Annotated in this window: 17 protein-coding genes; 14 read left to right on the plus strand and 3 right to left on the minus strand. The window is 70.2% G+C overall.

Going from position 1 to position 17483, the window contains the following annotated elements:
• Positions 1–14: 14 nt before the first annotated feature.
• On the minus strand, positions 15–512 hold the full coding sequence (locus tag Q9G87_RS48270) for a nuclear transport factor 2 family protein (RefSeq protein WP_305923406.1): 498 nt from the start codon (positions 510–512) through the stop codon (positions 15–17).
• An 80-nt stretch (positions 513–592) separates the two neighbouring features.
• Here Q9G87_RS48270 and Q9G87_RS48275 point away from each other — a divergent pair, with 80 nt between their 5' ends.
• The 10 genes from Q9G87_RS48275 (at position 593) to Q9G87_RS48320 (ending at position 10689) form a co-directional block, all read left to right on the plus strand.
• On the plus strand, positions 593–1171 hold the full coding sequence (locus Q9G87_RS48275; protein ID WP_305923407.1) for a TetR/AcrR family transcriptional regulator: 579 nt from the start codon (positions 593–595) through the stop codon (positions 1169–1171).
• Between the two features lie 64 nt (positions 1172–1235).
• Entirely contained in the window at positions 1236–2015 is a 780-nt protein-coding gene (locus Q9G87_RS48280; RefSeq protein ID WP_305923408.1) for a hypothetical protein, read from the plus strand.
• Positions 2016–2041: 26 nt separating this feature from the next.
• Positions 2042–2725: a GntR family transcriptional regulator gene (locus tag Q9G87_RS48285; RefSeq protein ID WP_305923409.1), complete on the plus strand. Its 684-nt coding sequence runs from the start codon at positions 2042–2044 to the stop codon at positions 2723–2725.
• Positions 2726–2803: 78 nt separating this feature from the next.
• Entirely contained in the window at positions 2804–4417 is a 1614-nt protein-coding gene (locus Q9G87_RS48290) for an ABC transporter substrate-binding protein (RefSeq protein WP_305923410.1), read from the plus strand.
• The gene (locus tag Q9G87_RS48295; protein WP_305923411.1) at positions 4417–5376 is read left to right on the plus strand and encodes an ABC transporter permease; all 960 of its coding nucleotides are present in this window, start codon (positions 4417–4419) and stop codon (positions 5374–5376) included. Before Q9G87_RS48290 ends, Q9G87_RS48295 begins: the two co-directional genes overlap by 1 nt.
• On the plus strand, positions 5369–6199 hold the full coding sequence (locus Q9G87_RS48300) for an ABC transporter permease (protein ID WP_305923412.1): 831 nt from the start codon (positions 5369–5371) through the stop codon (positions 6197–6199). The genes Q9G87_RS48295 and Q9G87_RS48300 overlap by 8 nt, the downstream gene beginning before the upstream one ends.
• The gene (locus tag Q9G87_RS48305; RefSeq protein WP_305923413.1) at positions 6196–7161 is read left to right on the plus strand and encodes an ABC transporter ATP-binding protein; all 966 of its coding nucleotides are present in this window, start codon (positions 6196–6198) and stop codon (positions 7159–7161) included. Before Q9G87_RS48300 ends, Q9G87_RS48305 begins: the two co-directional genes overlap by 4 nt.
• The gene (locus Q9G87_RS48310) at positions 7158–8093 is read left to right on the plus strand and encodes an ABC transporter ATP-binding protein (protein ID WP_305923414.1); all 936 of its coding nucleotides are present in this window, start codon (positions 7158–7160) and stop codon (positions 8091–8093) included. The genes Q9G87_RS48305 and Q9G87_RS48310 overlap by 4 nt, the downstream gene beginning before the upstream one ends.
• 50 nt (positions 8094–8143) lie before the next feature.
• Positions 8144–9958: a gamma-glutamyltransferase family protein gene (locus Q9G87_RS48315; RefSeq protein ID WP_305923450.1), complete on the plus strand. Its 1815-nt coding sequence runs from the start codon at positions 8144–8146 to the stop codon at positions 9956–9958.
• Positions 9955–10689, plus strand: a complete 735-nt coding sequence (locus tag Q9G87_RS48320) for a sulfite exporter TauE/SafE family protein (RefSeq protein WP_305923415.1) — start codon at positions 9955–9957, stop codon at positions 10687–10689. Before Q9G87_RS48315 ends, Q9G87_RS48320 begins: the two co-directional genes overlap by 4 nt.
• A gap of 21 nt (positions 10690–10710) precedes the next feature.
• On the opposite strand, the gene Q9G87_RS48325 is transcribed toward Q9G87_RS48320, so the two are convergent.
• Both Q9G87_RS48325 and Q9G87_RS48330 read right to left on the minus strand, forming a co-directional pair.
• A complete protein-coding gene (locus Q9G87_RS48325) occupies positions 10711–11364 on the minus strand; it encodes a M15 family metallopeptidase (protein ID WP_305923416.1) in 654 nt (217 codons plus the stop codon).
• A 12-nt stretch (positions 11365–11376) separates the two neighbouring features.
• A complete protein-coding gene (locus Q9G87_RS48330) occupies positions 11377–12534 on the minus strand; it encodes an ROK family transcriptional regulator (RefSeq protein ID WP_305923417.1) in 1158 nt (385 codons plus the stop codon).
• Between the two features lie 166 nt (positions 12535–12700).
• Between Q9G87_RS48330 and Q9G87_RS48335 the strand changes: the two genes are divergently transcribed.
• The 4 genes from Q9G87_RS48335 (at position 12701) to Q9G87_RS48350 (ending at position 17463) form a co-directional block, all read left to right on the plus strand.
• A complete protein-coding gene (locus tag Q9G87_RS48335) occupies positions 12701–14029 on the plus strand; it encodes an extracellular solute-binding protein (RefSeq protein ID WP_305923418.1) in 1329 nt (442 codons plus the stop codon).
• A gap of 101 nt (positions 14030–14130) precedes the next feature.
• Complete coding sequence (locus Q9G87_RS48340) at positions 14131–15051, plus strand: carbohydrate ABC transporter permease (RefSeq protein ID WP_305923419.1); 921 nt, start codon at positions 14131–14133, stop codon at positions 15049–15051.
• Positions 15048–15899 carry a carbohydrate ABC transporter permease gene (locus Q9G87_RS48345; RefSeq protein WP_305923420.1) on the plus strand — a complete coding sequence of 284 codons (852 nt, stop codon included), beginning with the start codon at positions 15048–15050 and terminating at the stop codon, positions 15897–15899. The genes Q9G87_RS48340 and Q9G87_RS48345 overlap by 4 nt, the downstream gene beginning before the upstream one ends.
• A 79-nt stretch (positions 15900–15978) precedes the next feature.
• Positions 15979–17463 (plus strand): glycoside hydrolase family 3 protein, encoded by a 1485-nt coding sequence (locus Q9G87_RS48350; protein ID WP_305923421.1) that lies wholly within the window; start codon positions 15979–15981, stop codon positions 17461–17463.
• Positions 17464–17483 lie beyond the last annotated feature (20 nt).

Below are 17483 nucleotides of genomic sequence, written 5' to 3' on the forward strand. Positions count from 1 at the left end.
GCGTGAGCGAGCGGTCAGCAGCCCGGGGTGGTGGGGAAGGTCGTGCAGAAGGTCACGGGGTTGGCGTATTCGGCGCCCTTGACCATGCGCCCGGCCCGCCACTCGAAGGCGTAGACGTACACATTCCGGTACGGGCGCCCGTCCGCGGTCGTGAAGCCGCCGTCCGCCTGGACGAACGACGTGTTCCCCGCCGCGGACACGGTCGTCTTGACGTTGACGAAGTCGATGCGGCCGAAGAGCGCGAACGCGTTCTTGACGTATCCGAGCACCTGCTCCTTACCCGTGAAACGGGCAGCGTCCTCCCGGCGGCCGGAGAAGGACAGCGGCAGCGTCAGCGTGGCATCGGGATCCAGCAGCGCCGACACCGTTGCGAGGTCCTCGCGCTCGAGTGCCGAGAGGAACGCCTCGGTCCGGCGTTCGGTGCCCCCGTTGTCCCGCGCGAGGGCGGGCGCTGCGGTGCCGGTCATGGCGAGGGCGAGTGCGGCGGTGACCATTGTGGGCCGAATTCTCATGACGCTCCGATCTTCTTATTGAGACTTAGTCTCTTATGATACGCAGTATCGACCGCGCTGCGCTCAATAGACTGAGAGGTATGGAGCAGGGCTCGCTCAGGGAGCGCAAGCAGCAACGGTCCCGTGAGGCGATCATCGAGGCGGCCCACGTGCTGTTCGAGGAGCGCGGCTTCGACAAAGTCACGGTCGCCGACATCGCCGAGCGCGCCGAGGTGGGGCGGGCCACCTTCTTCCGCTACTTCGGCGACAAGCAGGAGGTCGTCTTCGCCGACGGGGGCGATCTCGAAGCGGTGCTGGCAGAGGCTACGGAGATCACCGCGGACCGGCCGATCGGGGACGCACTGCCTGCCGCGCTGGCCGTGGCGCGCCGCATCGTCGCCTCCTACGTGCGCCGGATCACCGCCGAGCCCGCCGGCTACACCCGGCACGAGCGCCTGGTCGCCAGTCATCCCGAGTTGCTCGCCCGCAGCCTCACCAAACAGCGCCGGTACGCCGAGCTCCTGCGTGACCTGCTCGCCGGCCAGGGCGCGAGCCCGGAGATCGCCGCCATCGCGGCGGAGATGGGATTGGCGGCCTACTACGCGGGGAGAGCGCTCGCCGGCGACGATCCGGCACGGCTGCCGGCCGCGGTGGAGTCCGTGTTCGACCGGCTCTCCTAGCGCCGGGCCATGTCCGGCACCGGTCTGTGGATCGTGCGCCACGCCAACGCGGGAAACTGAGTGCATGGGTCCCCTGAAGCGCTTACGCGCGGACGTCAGCACCGGCAAGAACCTCGAGATCTACCTGACGGCGCTCATCGCGCTGGTCGTCGGCGTGCTCGGCGTTTTCAGCGTCGTCAACCCGCAGGTCGTGAGCGCCGCGATCCTGGCCACGCTGGCCCTGGTCGCGGTGAACGCGCTCGGCCCCCGCCACCAGGTCGCCGACCTCGAAGCGCGGGTCGCCGACCTCAACCGCCTGGTGGAAGCGAAGCTGGCCGGTGACGCCTTCCTGACCACCGTGCGGCAGGGGCTCGACGAGCGGGTCGCCCGCGCCGCCGACATCCGCTTCGCCGGGGTGACGCTGAGCCGCACGATCCGTGCGCACGTCGAGCAGCTGCGTAAGGGCCTGGCCCGCGGGGCGTCGGTCCAGGTCCTGCTGATCGATCCGAAGGGCGCGGTCCCGGAGGAGGCGGCCAGGAGGAGCACGAGTCCCGACCGATCCGACGTGTTCGAGCACCGGGTCAAGTCCACGATCTACCTGCTGCGCGATCTGGAAGGGGTCGAGGTGCGGTTCCTGCCGTTCGTGCCCGCGTTCGGGCTGGTGCTGCTGGATGCCGGTGAGGACGACGGCGTCATCCACGTCGAGCTCGGCACGCACAGCGTGGCGGGCCGGGACCCGGTCTTCACGCTCACCCCACGTCGCGACCACTTCTGGTACGAGCACTTCAAGGCGGAGTTCAACCGTATGTGGGAGGTCAGCAGGGAGGCGACGGAGGACGACTGGCGTCCCGAGCGGACGAAGTGACGGCGCTGTATACGATGAGTCGCGAGATGGCTGATGTGACGCTGGGCGCGGCCCATCGGAGCTTGCGCGACGAGGTCACCGGGGAGCTGCGGCGGCGCATACTCTCCGGCGAGCTCCCCCAAGGCGCGCGGCTGGTGGAGGACCGGCTGGCCGCCCAGCTCGGCGTGTCGCGCAACCCCGTGCGGGAGTCCATCCGGGTGCTGGCCACCGAGGGTTTCGTCGAGGTCGTACCCCGCCTGGGCGCCACGGTGGCCCGCCTGTCCGCCGCGGAGGCCGAGGAGCTGTTCGACGTACGCATGGCGATCGAAGGGCTGGCGGCGCGGCTGGCGGCACGCAAGCGCACCCCGGCCACCGCGGAGCGGCTGCGCCGGATGCTCGAGCAGGCCAAGGAGGCCGTGGAGGCGGGCCGGCTGGAGGAGGTGGCCGACCTCAACACCGCCTTCCACCTGGCGGTGGGCGAGGCGACGGGCAATTCCTACCTCAGCCTGGTGATGAAGCCGATGCTGCAGCGGGCGCAGTGGGTCTTCAGTCAGACGGCTTCCACACGCGGGCCGCACTCCTGGTCGGAGCACCTGGGGCTGTGCGAGGCCATCGCGGCGGGCGACGAGGACGAGGCGCAGGCCAGAGCTGTCGCGCATGTGGCGGCGGCACGGCGGTCGTTCTTGGCGGCAGCGGGCCACGCATCGAGCGAGACCGAAATACCGAGTTAACACCCAGCCGTAATCTGAACACCAGTGAAATGTAAGGTCTTGTATACAGTCTCCTAAACCGTTCCCACGGAGGCCCATATGAGACCCAGGCTCGTCGCGGCACTCGCCGTCCTCCCCCTCGGCCTGACGGCCTGCGGCGGAGGAGCCGGCTCAAGCAGCACGCCCGCCGCCCCTCCCTCCATCGCCGCCGCCACGGCCGACAACCGGCCGGTCAAGGCCGGCGGCACGCTCAACGTGGCGCTCAACGCCGACCCCGACGCGCTCGACCCGAGCATCTCGACCACGCTGGTGGGCCGCGAGGTGTTCGCGAACATGTGCGAGAAGCTCTACGACATCGACGCGCAGGCCACCCTGGTCCCCCAGCTGGCCGCCGCCCTGCCCGAGGTGTCCGGCGACGGCAAGGAGGTGACGATCAAGCTGCGTGAGGGCGTGACGTTCAACGACGGCACGGCGTTCGACGCCGAGGCGGTCAAGAAGTCGCTGGACCGGCATCGCACCTGGGAGAAGTCCGCACGGCAGGCCGACCTGGCCGCGGTGTCGAAGGTCACCGTGGTCGATCCCACCACGGTGACGCTCACGCTGACGCAGGCGTTCACGCCGCTGACCGCCCAGCTCGCGGACCGCGCCGGCATGATCATGTCGCCGAAGGCCCTGGACGCGGCGGGCGACAACTTCGGCGCGAGCCCGGTGTGCGTGGGGCCGTTCAAATTCGCCGGCCGCACGTCGGGCAGCCAGATCGTGCTGGAGAAGGCCGCCGACTACTACGACGCGGCCAAGGTAAAGCTCGACAAGATCGTATACAAGATCATCGTGGACCCGAACGTCCGGGCCGCGAACCTCAAGTCCGGCGACGTGCACGTGGGCGACCAGCTCGCCACGACCACGGTCAAGGGGGTGCAGACCGATCCGAACCTCACGGTCGTGTCGGGCGGCGGCCTCGGCTACTACGGCATCACGATCAACACCGGCAACGCCGACGGCTCCACCGAGAAGCCCGGCACGGTGAACACGGCCCTGGCCAAGAGCCCGCAGCTCCGTGAGGCCTTCGAGCTGGCGCTGGACCGGGACCTGATCAACAAGACCGTCTACAACGGCCTGCACGAACCCGACTGCTTCCCCGTGCCGCTGGACAGCCGGTTCCGGGCCCAGGATCTGACCTGCCCCAAGCGCGACCTGGCCAAGGCCAAGCAGCTCGTGCAGGCCAGCGGCGTGCCGACGCCGATCCCGGTCACGCTCACCAGCCCCAACGACGCGACCAACGTACGGCTGGCGCAGGTCATCCAGCAGATGACCAAGGAGGCGGGCTTCAACGTGAGCGTGCAGACCGCCGAGTTCGTGAGCACGCTCGAGCAGGGCAAGTCCGGCAAGTTCGACGTCCTGCTGAACGGCTGGTCGGGCCGCGTGGACCCGGACGGCAACCTGACGAACCTCATCACCAGCCGCGGCAGCAACAACTACAGCGGCATGTCCGACGCGGGCATCGACGACCCGATCAAGCAGGCCGCCGCCGAGTCCGACACCGCCGAGCGCGCCGCGCTGTACGCCTCCGCCATGAAGAAGGCCGCCGAGATCAGAGGCGTCCTGTACCTGTACCACAGCAAGTACTACCTGGGCATGAGCAAGACCGTCGCGGGCGTCCAGTACTTCAAGGATGGCCTGCCGCGCTTCGTCACCGCCGGATTCGCCGCGTAATGCTCTGGTTCATTCTGCGGCGCTGCGGGTCGGCGGTGATCGTGTTGTTCCTGGCCAGCATCCTGATCTTCCTCGGGGTCAGGGCGCTACCGGGCGACCCGGCTACGGTCATGGCGGGCGAGGAGGCCTCACCCGCCGTGGTCGAGGCCATCCGCAAGGAGTTCGGCCTGGACAAGCCGCTGCCCGCCCAATACGTGGACTACGTCGCCCAGACCCTCACCGGCAACTTCGGCCGCTCGACGCAGGACCAGCTGCCGGTGATCGACATCATCGCCGAGCGGCTGCCCGTGACCTTGGAGTTGTCGGCGCTGGCCATCCTGGTCGCGATCGTCGTCGGCGTGGGCGCCGGCATCGTGGCCGCCGTCCGGCGCGGCAGGTTCGCCGACTACGTGGCCACCGGGTTCGGCCTGGCCGGGCTGTCGGTGCCGCACTTCTGGCTCGGCCTGCTCGGCATCCTGTTGTTCGCGGTCACCTGGCGGGTGCTGCCCGCGTCCGGGTATGTCCCCTTCACGGAGGACCCGGCCGCGAACCTCCAGCGCATGATCCTGCCCGCCCTCGTGCTCGGCACCGGGTTCGCGGCGATCCTGATGCGGCAGACCCGCTCGGCCATGCTGGGCGCGCTGTCGGCCGACTACGTCAGGACCGCCAGGTCGAAGGGCCTGTCCGAGGTGAAGGTCGTGGGCGCGCACGCGCTGCGCAACAGCCTGACGACGGTGGTGACCGTGCTCGGCCTGCAACTCGGCGCGCTCATCAGCGGCGCGGTCGTGACCGAGCAGATCTTCGTGATCCCCGGCTTCGGCAAGCTGACCGTGGACGCGGTGCTGACCAGGAACTACCCGGTCATCCAGGCTGTCGTGCTGATCACCGTCTTCGGGTACGTCCTGGTCAACCTGCTGGTCGACCTCGCGTACGCGGCGCTCAACCCGCGGATCAGGCTGTCGGGGGTGCGCCATGATTGACCGGTTGTGGCGGCGCTTCCGCCGGCGGCCGATGCCGATGGCCGGGCTGGCGCTGGTGACCGCGTTCCTCCTGCTGGCGCTGGGCGGGCCGCTGGTGACCGGCGACCCGGCCGCGCAGGACTACCTGGCCACGCTGGCGCCGCCGTCGGCCGCGCACCCGATGGGCACCGACGACCTCGGCAGGGACGCCTTCGCCAGGATCGCGCACGGCGCCCAGGTGTCGCTCCAGGCCGGCGTGCTGTCCACGCTGCTGGCGATGGCCGTCGGCATCCCGATCGGGCTGGTCGCCGGATTCTACCGGCGCTGGCTGGACCCCGTCGTGATGCGGCTGGTGGACGTGACGCTGGCGTTCCCGTTCCTGGTCTTCGCGGTGGGGCTGGCAGCGATCATCGGGCCGTCGCTGAGGGGCGTGGTGCTGGCGCTGGGCTTTGCCCAGCTGCCGGCCGTCATCCGGATCACGCGCGGCGAGGTGCTGGCGGTCAGGGAGATGGACTATGTGGCGGCGGCCATCGCCGACGGCGCGAGCGACGCCTACCTGATCTTCCGGTACGTGCTCCCGAACTGCGCCAACCCGCTCATCGTGCAGGCCACGGTGGCCATCCCGGCGGCCATCATCGGCGAGTCCACGCTGTCGTTCCTGGGGCTGGGCGTGCAGCCGCCGACACCGTCGTGGGGCGTGATGCTGACCACCGCCCAGCAGTACCTGGGCGACGCGCCGTGGCTGGCCATCTGGCCCGGCTTGATGATCGCCCTGGCCACGCTGGGCTTCAACCTGCTCGGCGACGGCCTGCGTGACGTCCTGGACCCGAGGAGCTTCCGATGAGCCTCTTGGAGATCGCCGACCTGTCCGTCGGCTTCGACACCGAGGACGGCCTGGTGCAGGCCGTCAGAGACATCTCACTGACGCTGGAAGAGGGCGAGATCCTGGCCTTGTGCGGCGAGTCCGGCTGCGGCAAGTCGGTCACCGCGATGTCGGTCCCCCGGCTCCTGCCACCGGACACGACCAGGTTGTCCGGGTCGGTGAAGCTGGGCGGACGCGAGCTCACGACGCTGCCCGAGGCCGAGATGCGGCGCGTCCGCGGCAAGGAGGTGTCGGTCGTCTTCCAGGAGCCGATGACCTCGCTCAACCCGTCGTTCACCGTCGGATACCAGATCATCGAGGTGCTGCGCAGGCACGAGCGGCTCTCCCGCCAGGCGGCCCGCGGCCGGGCCGTCGAGCTGCTGGAGCTGGTCGGCATTCCGGCGCCACAGCGCAGGATGAGGGAATACCCGCACCAGCTGTCCGGCGGTATGCGGCAGCGCGTGATGATCGCGATCGCGGTGGCCTGCTCGCCCCGGGTTCTGATCGCCGACGAGCCCACGACGGCGCTCGACGTGACGATCCAGGCGGGGGTGCTGGACGTGTTCCGCGACCTGCGTGACCGGCTCGGTACGGCGATCATCCTCATCACGCACGATCTGGGCGTGGTGGCCGACATCGCCGACCGGGCCGTGGTCATGTACGCCGGCCGCGCGGTCGAGCAGGCCGCGGTGACCGAGTTGTTCGCCAACCCGCGGCACCCGTACACGCTGGGTCTGATGAAGGCCCTGCCGTCCGCCGCCGTCAACGGGCGGCTGGCCGAGATCCCCGGCATGGTGCCGTCACCGCTGTCCGACCCGGACGAGTGCGCGTTCCAGGCCCGCTGCCCGCGTGCGCAGGCCGACTGCCGGATGGAGCGGCCCTCGCTCGACCAGCACGCGCCCGGCCATCTGGCGGCCTGTTTCCACCCCGGAGGCGAGCAGTGATTCTGCGGATCGACAACCTGGTCAAACACTACGGCCCGGTACGCGCGGTGGACGGACTGTCGCTGGAGATCGGACAGGGTGAGGTGCTCGGCCTGGTCGGCGAGTCCGGCAGCGGCAAGTCCACCGTCGGCAAGTGCGTGTTGCGGCTGACCCAGCCCACGTCCGGCCGGATCGAGCTGGACGGGCGCGACGTCACCCACCTGTCGCGCCGGGCCATGCGCCCGCTGCGCAGGGACGTCCACATGGTCTTCCAGGACCCCTACTCCTCGCTCAACCCACGCTTCACCATCGAGCGCATCGTCGGCGAGCCGCTGCTCAGGCACCACGCGGCCGACCGGCGGGAGACCTCCAGGCGCGTGTCGGCCATGCTGGAGAAGGTGGGGCTGCGGGCGGAGATGCGCGCGAGGTTCCCGCACGAGCTGTCCGGCGGGCAGCGGCAGCGGGTGGGGCTGGCCAGGGCGTTGATCCTGGAGCCCAAGCTGGTGGTGGCCGACGAGCCGGTGTCAGCGCTGGATGTGTCGGTGCAGGCGTCGGTGCTCAACCTGATCACCGATCTGCAGCGGGATATGGGCTTTTCATGCCTGTTCATCACGCATGATTTGTCCGTGGTGGAGTTCCTGGCCGACCGGGTGGCCGTCATGTACCTGGGCAAGATCGTGGAGTCGGGGCCGACGGCCGAGATCTTCGCCGAGCCGCGGCATCCGTACACGCAGGCTCTGCTGTCGGCGGCGCCGGTGCCGGATCCGGTCAGGCAGCGGGAGCGGCGCAGGATCGTGCTCAGCGGTGATGTGCCGAGTCCGGTCGATCCGCCGTCGGGGTGCCGCTTCCATACGCGGTGCCCGCTGGCGTACGACGTCTGCCGGACCGACGAACCCCTGTTGAGCGGCACCGGCCATCCGGCCGCGTGCCACCTTGTTACAGCAAGTCGATAAAGGGAGAAAGCTTGTTCACCACCAGGCCTGAGCTGTCGGGCGACTTCGGCATGGTCGCCGGCACCCACTGGCTGGCCTCGGCCACCGGCATGAGCGTGCTGGAACGCGGCGGGAACGCCTTCGACGCGGCGGTGGCCGCCGGCTTCGTGCTGCAGATCGCCGAGCCGCACCTGAACGGCCCCGGCGGCGAGGTGCCGATCCTGCTGTGGAGTGAGGCCGAGCAGAAGGTGTCCGTGGTGTGCGGGCAGGGCGTGGCGCCCGCCGCGGCCACCATCGAGCGCTTCACGGAGCTGGGCCTGGACATCGTGCCCGGCACAGGGCTGCTGGCTGCCACCGTGCCGGGGGCCTTCGGCGGATGGATGCTGATGCTGGAGCGCTGGGGCACCTGGCGGCTGGCCGACGTGCTCGCCCCCGCGATCCACTACGCCGAGAACGGCATTCCTGTCCTGGAACGCATCGCCGCCACCATCGAGTCGGTCGAAGGACTGTTCAACGATGACTGGCCGACGTCGGCGGCGACCTGGCTGCCCGGCGGGCAGGTGCCGGCGGCCGGGTCGAAGCTGGCCAACCCGGTGCTGGCCGCCACCTACCGGAAGCTGGTCGCCGCGGCGCAGGCCGCGTCGAGCAGCCGCGAGGGGCAGATCGAGGCCGCCCGCAGGGCGTGGTACGAGGGGTTCGTCGCGGAGGCGATCGCCGAGTTCAGCGCCAAGACGGCCTGGCGGGACAGCTCCGGCGAGGTGCACGGCGGGCTGCTCACCGTCGACGACCTGGCGCGCTGGTCGGCATCGGTCGAGGAGCCGCTGACCCTGGACTACCGCGGGCACACCGTGTGCAAGACCGGGCCTTGGGGGCAGGGGCCGGTGTTCCTGCAGCAGCTGGCGTTGCTCGACGGGTTCGACCTGGACGCGATGGGCTATCTCAGCGCCGACTACGTGCACACGGTGACCGAGGTCGCCAAGCTGGCCTTCGCCGATCGCGAGGCCTGGTACGGCGACGCCGGCGTGCCCGAGTCCGGCACCATGTATGACCTGCTGAGCCCCGCGTACAACGCCGGGCGGCGGCCGCTGGTCGGGGCGGAGGCCAGCTTCGAGCTCCGGCCGGGCGCTCCTGGCGGACGCGCGCCCAAGCTGCCGGCGTTCCCCGCGCCCGGCACGGCCGGCAGCGCACCCGGCATCTCCGGGGCGCGTTCGCCGCAGGGTGCCGGGCACGTCGGACAAGGTGCCGGACTCGGGCACGTCGGACAAGGCGTCGGCGAACCAACGGTGGCCCGCGACGGGACCGTCCGGGGTGACACCTGCCATGTGGACGTCGTGGACCGCTGGGGCAACATGGTGTCCGCCACTCCCAGCGGCGGCTGGCTGCAGAGCTCGCCCACCATCCCCGAGCTGGGATTCTGCCTGGGGACGCGGGCCCAGATGTTCTGGCTGCAGGAGGGGCTGCCGGCGTCGCTGCGGCCCGGGACGCGGCCGCGCACCACGCTGTCGCCGTCGTTCGCGCTCAGGGACGGGCGGCCGTGGCTGGCGTTCGGCACGCCGGGCGGCGACCAGCAGGACCAGTGGAGCGTGAACTTCTTCCTGGCCGTCGTCCACGGCCGCCTGAACCTGCAGGAGGCCATCGACGCGCCGATGTTCCACTCCGAGCACTTCCCCAGCTCGTTCTTCCCGCGCGGCTCCCGCCCCGGAGTCCTGCACGCCGAGGACCGCCTGGACCCTGACGTGGTGGCGGAGCTGCGGCGGCGCGGGCACGAGGTCGAGCTCCAGGGCTCGTGGACGCTGGGCAGGCTCAGCGCGGTGGCCCGCGACGGCGCCTTCCTCAAAGCCGCCGCCAACCCCCGCGGCGCTCAGGGCTACGCTGTCGGCCGATGACGGATCTGCTCTTCCTGATGGTGGCCGGTCTGCTGGCCGGGGCGGTGAACGCCCTGGCCGGCGGCGGCACCCTCATCTCCTTCCCCGCTCTCGTGGCGTTCGGCTATCCGAGTCTGACCGCGTCCGTGACGAACGCGGTGGCGTTGTGGCCGGGATACCTGGGCGGCGTGCTCGGCTACCGGGCCGAGCTACGCGGGCAACGCCGCGGGGCCGCGATGCTGAGTGCCACGGCCGTGCTGGGCGCGGGGGTGGGCAGCGCGTTGCTGCTGCTGACACCGGGCAGGCTGTTCGAGTCGATCGTCCCGTGGCTGGTGGCGTTCGCCAGCCTGGCGCTGCTGGCGCAGCCGTGGCTGCGCCGGCGATTCGGCGGTGACGGGCGGCCGAGCAAGCTCGTGTACGCCGGGGTGTTCCTGGGCGGCTGCTACGGCGCGTATTTCAACGGCGGCATGGGCGTGCTGCTGCTGACCGTGCTCGGGATGTTCCTGCACGAAGGCCTGCACCGGGTGAACGCCGTGCGCGCAGTGCTCGCGCTGGTGATCAGCACCGTGTCGGTGGTGGCGTTCTCGCTGTTCGGGGCCGTGCAGTGGCAGGCGGTGGCGGTGATCGCGCCGGCCAGCCTGGCGGGCGGGCTGCTGGGCACGCGGGTGGCCAGGCTCATGTCCGCCAAGGTCCTCCGGGGCGTGGTCGTCGCGTTCGGACTGGGGGTGGCCGTGGCGCTTGCCCTGCGCTAGCCCGGCTTGCGGGCGCGAGGGTCAGTGGGCCGGGCCGTAGAGGGCGTGGGGAGAGCCCGTCATCAGCGCCCAGTAACGGTCGCCGTAGGACCAGTGCCACCATTCCGTGGGGTAGTTGACCAGGCCCGCCGATTCCAGGGCGGTCGCGAGGATCTTGCGGTGCCTGCGCGCGTCCCCCGGGATCCCGGCGGCGGCGGTGTAACAGGCGCCCGCACTCTGCTCGGGAGTGTCGTTGATTGCGGTGCCCAGGTCGTATTCGCTGCCGTCGGCGTCGCAGAGCGTGAGGTCCACGGCCGCTCCCGCGGTGTGCGGGGCCACCTCGACCGGCGAGACGTAGCGGCTGGCCGCCGCATGCAGCTCGTCGGCCGTCATGCTGGGAAAGCGATGGGCGAGCTCGGCCCGGTAGTCGTCGAAGGTCTGGCGCTGGTTCGCGATGGAGCGGTGGCCTTCCACGATCAGGAGGTGGTATCCGGCGGGCAGCTCCTTCTCCGCCCGCTCGAGCCGGTCGAGCAGGCCGGCACGCAGGCGGCCGTACGCGCCCTCCTCGTCGGCCATCCGGTCGTCGAGTCTCAACCGTCCCCGCACTTCGACCAGCGGCTCCCCGTTGTCGTGGACGGGGATGGCGGTCACGCGGGGGTCGGAGATCAGGACGATGCCGTGTGCGGGGTGCCACATGGGCAGAAATTCTCACACAGTGTCGGAGAAAACCTGCTCTCGGGCCTGCTCCAAGGCCGCGACCAGGGCGCCGCGCAGCACGGGGTTTCCGGCGACTCCCGTGGTGACCACGCTGGGCCGCGTCGGGCAGACCTTCGCCACCGCCTCCTCGACCCTGGCGGCCAGCTCAGGACCTCCGGCCCGCCCGACGTCGCCGGCGAGCACGATGAGCCCGGGGTCCAGCACGACGCTGACGGCCGCGACGCCGACGGCCAGCCGATCCGCGACGGCGTCGAGAAAGCCGGAGCGGCCGTCGGCGACGGCGGCGCGGACCAGGTCGGCGCTCGGCCGCACGCTCATGCCGTGGCCCCTGGCCAGCCCGTCCATCGCCGCCTGGCCCACCAGCCGCTGGTAGGAGCCCGACTGCGGCTGGGTGACATCGGCGGGCAGCGGCTCGCCGGGCACGGGCAGCCAGCCGATCTCCCCCGCGCCGCCGGTGTTGCCGCGGTGCAGGCGGCCACCGAGCATGACGCCCAGGCCCTGGCCGACGCCTGCCCAGAGGACCACGAAGTCGTCGACGCCGACGGCGGCGCCGTAGTGGTGCTCGGCGAGGGCGACGAGGTTGACGTCGTTTTCAATGGTCACCGAGGCGCCGAGGGCCCCGCGCAGGCTGGCCAGCACGCCGACGTGCCAGGACGGCAGGTCGTAGGAGAAGCGCACGTCGCCGGTGCCCGGATCGACCACGCCGCGGGTGCCGATGACGAATGAGCGCAACTGCGGCAGGGTGATCCTGGCCGCCTCGCAGGCCCGCCGTACGGCCTGGTGCACGGTGGCGACCGGGTCGCCGTCGGTCGGATTGACCACGACCTCCACCACGGTCCTGCCGGTGATGTCGGCCACACCGACGGTGATGGCGTCGGGCAGCACCTCGAGGCCGGCGACGTGCGCGCTGGAGGGGACCACGCCATAGAGGGCGGCGTTGGGTCCGCGCCCGCCGGCCCGCTCGCCGGCGACCTCCACCAGCCCTCGCTCTTCCAGCCTCGCGAGCAGCTGTCCCGCGGTCACCTTGGAAAGCCCGGTGCGTTCGCCCAGCTCAGCGCGGGTGAGCGGGCCCTCGGCGAGAAGGAGCTCCAGGGCCGTCCGGTCGTTCAGGCGGCGCAGCAGCCGTGGCACACCGGGATTTCGTGTCACGGGACCTCTCCCCTCTGGCAACGAAACGCTAACGGCAGTTTCTTTTAAGAAAGTTTCTTGTTAGTTTAGCACCAATTCGACACTGACGATCAGCCAGGTGCGGACCACAGGCTCAGCACCCGATGAGCGCAGACCCGACGCGATTAGCCGGGAAGGGAGAACGCTAGTGAGGATCGCGAAGATCACGGCCACTACGGTCACCACGGCCGCCCTGGCCCTGGGCCTGGCCGCATGTGGCTCCGGAGAGCCGAGCACGCCCCAGCCGCAGGCCTCAGGTTCCGCCTCCGCCTCTGGCCCCAAGTACGCGGGCCAGAGCATCACCGTCTGGCGCCTCGGCGACCCCAACGAGCCGTCCCAGAAGTACATGGACGACCTCGTCGCCGAGTTCAAGGCCCAGACCGGTGCGGATGCCACCGTGCAGTGGATCCCGTGGCCGCAGGTCAACGACAAGTTCACGGCTGCCGCGGCCGGCGGCGAGGGCCCCGACGTGACGGAGATCGGCAACGACCAGGTGCCGCTCTGGCAGAGCCAGGACGCGCTGGCCCCCGTCACCTCGATCACCGCCGGCGGCGAGCACGCGCAGATCCCGAAGAACCTCTTCGGCCTGGAGACCATCGACGGCGAGGTCTACGCCATGCCGTGGGGCGCCGGCACCCGCGCCGTCATGTACCGCAAGGACTGGTTCGAAGACCTCAAGATCGAGGTCCCGAAGACCTGGGACGAGGTCCTCGCGGCGGCCAAGAAGATCCAGGAAGAGAAGGGCAAGGACGTCGACGGCTTCGCCTTCAACGGCGGCTCCGACGCCAACCACCTGCTCGGCGCGATGGCCTGGTCCGAAGGCGGCGAGTACGCCGTCAAGGAGGGCGACAAGTGGGTCGGCAAGCTCACCGACCCCGCCTTCAAGACCGGCTTCGAGACCTATACGGGCATCGTGTCCTCGGGCGCGTCCAGCAAGTCCCGCCTCACGCAGAACACCACGGACATCCGCACCCGCTTCTCCAACGGCAAGGTCGGCATGTACCTGACCGCGTCGTGGGACATCGCCACCATCAAGGAGGAGAGCAAGGGCAAGGTGAAGGAGGAGCAGATGGCCTTCTTCCCGCTCCCCTCCAAGGCCGGCGGCGAGACTCCCGCGTTCTTCGGCGGCAACGACATCACCGTGTGGAACGACGCCAAGAACAAGGAGCTCGCGACCGAGTTCGTGAAGCTCGCCACCAGCAAGAAGTGGGCCGACCGCTACGCGCTGGACGGCGGCCTGCTGCCGGTCTACCCGGACACGCTCGCCGAGCTGGCCAAGGACCCGGCGCAGGCGCCGTTCGCCGCCGCCTTCGCCAAGGCCAAGGCGTTCCCCGCCGACCCGCAGTGGACCGAGGCCAACGAGACCAAGGCGGTCCTGCAGAACGCGGCCCGCTCGGTCATCGAGGGCAAGGCCACGGCCGATGAGGCGCTCGCCAAGGCCAACAAGGAACTCGAAGACATCCTCAACCAGTCGTGACCATGGCGAACACGTCAACGCTCGCGCCCAGGGGCGGAGGCAACACCTCCGCCCCTGGGCGGCGCCGCCACAGTTCACGCAAGCCCGCTCGAGGCAGCGGGATGCCCGGGTGGTCCATCCCGTACGTCCTGCTCGTCCCTGGGATTGTGGTCATCGCGGGGCTGCTGCTCTACCCGATGATCCAGATGGTGATCATGTCGTTCCAGAGCATCAGCCTCCGGGTGATCCGCGGCGTCGCGGAGCCGGAGTGGGTGGGGCTGGACAACTACACCAAGCTCTTCGACAACGACATCTTCTGGTCCTCGCTGCGGAACACGGTCGTCTTCGCGGCCGTCACCGTGGCCCTCACCCTGATCCTGGGCACCGCCGTCGGCGTGCTGCTCAACCGGCTGAGCAAGCGGATGTCCACCTTCGTGATCATCGGCATCATGTCCGCGTGGGCGGTCCCACCGGTCGCCCAGGGCACGATCTGGCGCTGGCTCTTCGACGCCGAGGCCGGCATCATCAACTGGGCGCTCAATCTGCTTCCTGACGGGTTGTCCACCTTGATCTTCGGCCGGGCCGACTGGACCGGCCAGCCGTGGCTCAACGACGCGTGGTCCGTCTACATCGTGCTGGTCCTCACGGTGGTCTGGGCGTCCTTCCCGTTCGTCGCGGTGTCGGTGCTGGCCGGCCTGCGCGGCATCCCCGCCGAGTTGTACGAGGCGGCCAGGGTGGACGGCGCCACCCCGTGGCGCACGTTCAGGAAGATCACCTTCCCGCTGCTGAGGCCGGTCTTCGCCGTCCTGACGATCCTGTCGATCATCTGGGACTTCAAGGTGCTCAGCCAGCTCTACGTGCTGCTGAACGGGCCGACCAACCGCGAGGCGTTCAACCTGTCGCTCTTCTCCTTCGCCGAGGCCTTCAAGGCGCCGCCCAAGATGGGCACGGGCGCGGCGATCGCGGTGGTGCTGACGATCATCCTGCTCATCGTCACCGCCTTCTACACCCGGCAGATGGTCAAGCAGGAGGACCTGACATGACCCCCCTGGCCCGCAAGCGGCTCAACAAGATCGCATTGAACACGGCCGGGGTCCTGGTCTTCCTCTTCGCGGTCTTCCCCGTCTACTGGATGGTCTCGACCTCGTTCAAGGCCAACGACCAGATCTTCACCACCGACTTCATCCCGTTCCCCACGCACTTCACCTTCGAGCACGTCAACACGGTCCTCACCGACGGCGTGGCGGGCAACTCGATCTGGGTCTACATGCGCAACAGCGCGATCGTGGCGCTCGGCACGGTGCTCATCGGGTCGGCGTTCGCGTTGCTCGCGGCTACCGCGGTGGCGCGTTTCCGGTTCAAGGGGCGTACGAGCTTCCTGATCACCCTGCTCATCGTGCAGATGATCCCGACCGAGGCGCTCCTGATTCCGTTGTTCCTCAACGTCCGGCGCCTCGGGCTCTACGACAATCTGCTCGGGCTGATCGTCATCCAGGTCGGTCTGACGTTGCCGTTCGGCATCTGGATGCTGCGGACGTTCGTCGCCGCGGTCCCCAAGTCGCTGGAGGAGGCGGCGTGGATCGACGGCGCGAGCCGGTTCACCACCTTCTGGAAGGTGCTCTTCCCGTTGGTGGCGCCGGGTCTGGTGGCGACGAGCATCTTCTCGTTCATCACCGCGTGGAACGATCTGATCTTCGCGCTGGTCCTGATGAAGGACACCACGGGTTACACCATGCCGGTGGCCCTGCAGTTCTTCTTCGGGCAGCGGGGCACCGACTGGGGCGCCATCATGGCGACCTCCACGCTGATGACCCTGCCGGTCATCGCCTTCTTCCTGCTGGTGCAGCGCCGCATGGTCTCCGGCCTGGTGGCCGGGGCTGTCAAAGGCTGATTTCTCCATATTTCGCAGGGCGGGTGCGGCCTTCACGTGGGCCGTACCCCTGACCCTGCCCTGAACCTGATGAGGAGCCATGAGTCAGAGTGATCGGGGGCTGCGCCGTCTCGCGGCCGGCACACTGCTCGTCGCCTTCGACGGCACGACCGCGCCCGGCTGGGTCCTGAACGAGCTGGAGCACGGTCTCGGCGGCGTCACGTTGTTCGGTTTCAACGTCGCCACGCCCGAGCAGGTGACGGGGCTCACCGCGGCTTTGCGGGCGGCCGGCGACCCGTTCATCTCCCTGGACGAGGAGGGCGGCGACGTCACCAGGCTCGCCTACCACGTCGGCAGCCCCTACCCGGGCAACGCCGCGCTCGGCGCCGTGGACGACGTCGAGCTCACCCGCCGGGTCTACCGGGCCATCGGGGCCGAGCTGGTCGCCGCCGGGGTCAACCTGGACATGGCGCCCGCGGCCGACGTCAACACCGCCGAGGACAACCCGGTGATCGGCACCAGGGCGTTCGGCGACGACGCCGCGCTGGTCGCCAGGCACACGGTGGCCGCGGTCCAGGGTCTGCAGTCGGCCGGGGTCGCCGCCTGCGTCAAGCACTTCCCCGGCCACGGCGCCACCACGGTCGACTCGCACCTGGCCGTCCCGGTCGTGGACGTCACCCTGGACGTGCTGCGTGCCAGGGAGCTGGTGCCGTTCATGGCCGCCATCGAGGCAGGGGCGCGCTCCGTCATGACCGCGCACGTCGCGGTGCCCGTGCTGACCGGCGACCAGCCCGCCACGCTCTCGCCCGCCGCGATCACCGGGCTGCTCAGGGGCGAGCTCGGCTACGACGGCGTGGTGGTCAGCGACGCGCTGGACATGCAGGCGATCAGCGACGGCGTCGGGCTCGCCAAGGGCGCCGTCCAGTCGCTCACGGCCGGGACCGACCTGCTCTGCCTGGGGCCGAAGCCGGGGTACGACGAGATCCTGGGGATCATCGCCGAGATCGTGGCCGCCGTCGGCGACGGGCGGCTGCCGGCCGAGCGCCTGGAGGAGGCCGCGGCCCGGGCCGACCGGCTGCGGGCCTGGTTCGGGTCGGGGGCGGGCACGCAGGACGAGCCGGCGGACGTCGGCCTGGACGCCGCCAGGCGCGCGGTCAGGCTCCACGGGTCGGCAGGGCCGCTGACCGATCCGCTGGTCGTCGAGGTCGACACACCTCCGACCATCGCGGTCGGCGACGTCCCGTGGGGCGTCGCGCCGTGGCTGCCCGAGGGCGAGGTGGTCCGGGTCGCGCCGGCTGAGGCCGTCGCCGAGCGGCTCCTGGAGCGTGCCAGGGGTCGCTCGCTGGTGGTGGTGGTCAAAGACGCCCATCGGTACGCCGACAGCCGGGCGCTCGTCTCCACCCTGGTCGCCGCCCGGCCCGACACGATCGTCATCGAGATGGGGCTGCCCATCTGGCGGCCGGGCAGCGCGGCCTATCTGGCCACGTACGGGGCGGCCCGCGCCAACGCCAGGGCCGCGGTGGAGCTCCTCACGGACGGGCGGCGGCCTCGCGTCGCCTCCCTCGAGCCGAAGCGCTCGGCGTAGGCGTCCGGCCTGCCGCCGCG

The organism is Nonomuraea turcica (assembly GCF_030718205.1).
GTDB lineage: Bacteria > Actinomycetota > Actinomycetes > Streptosporangiales > Streptosporangiaceae > Nonomuraea.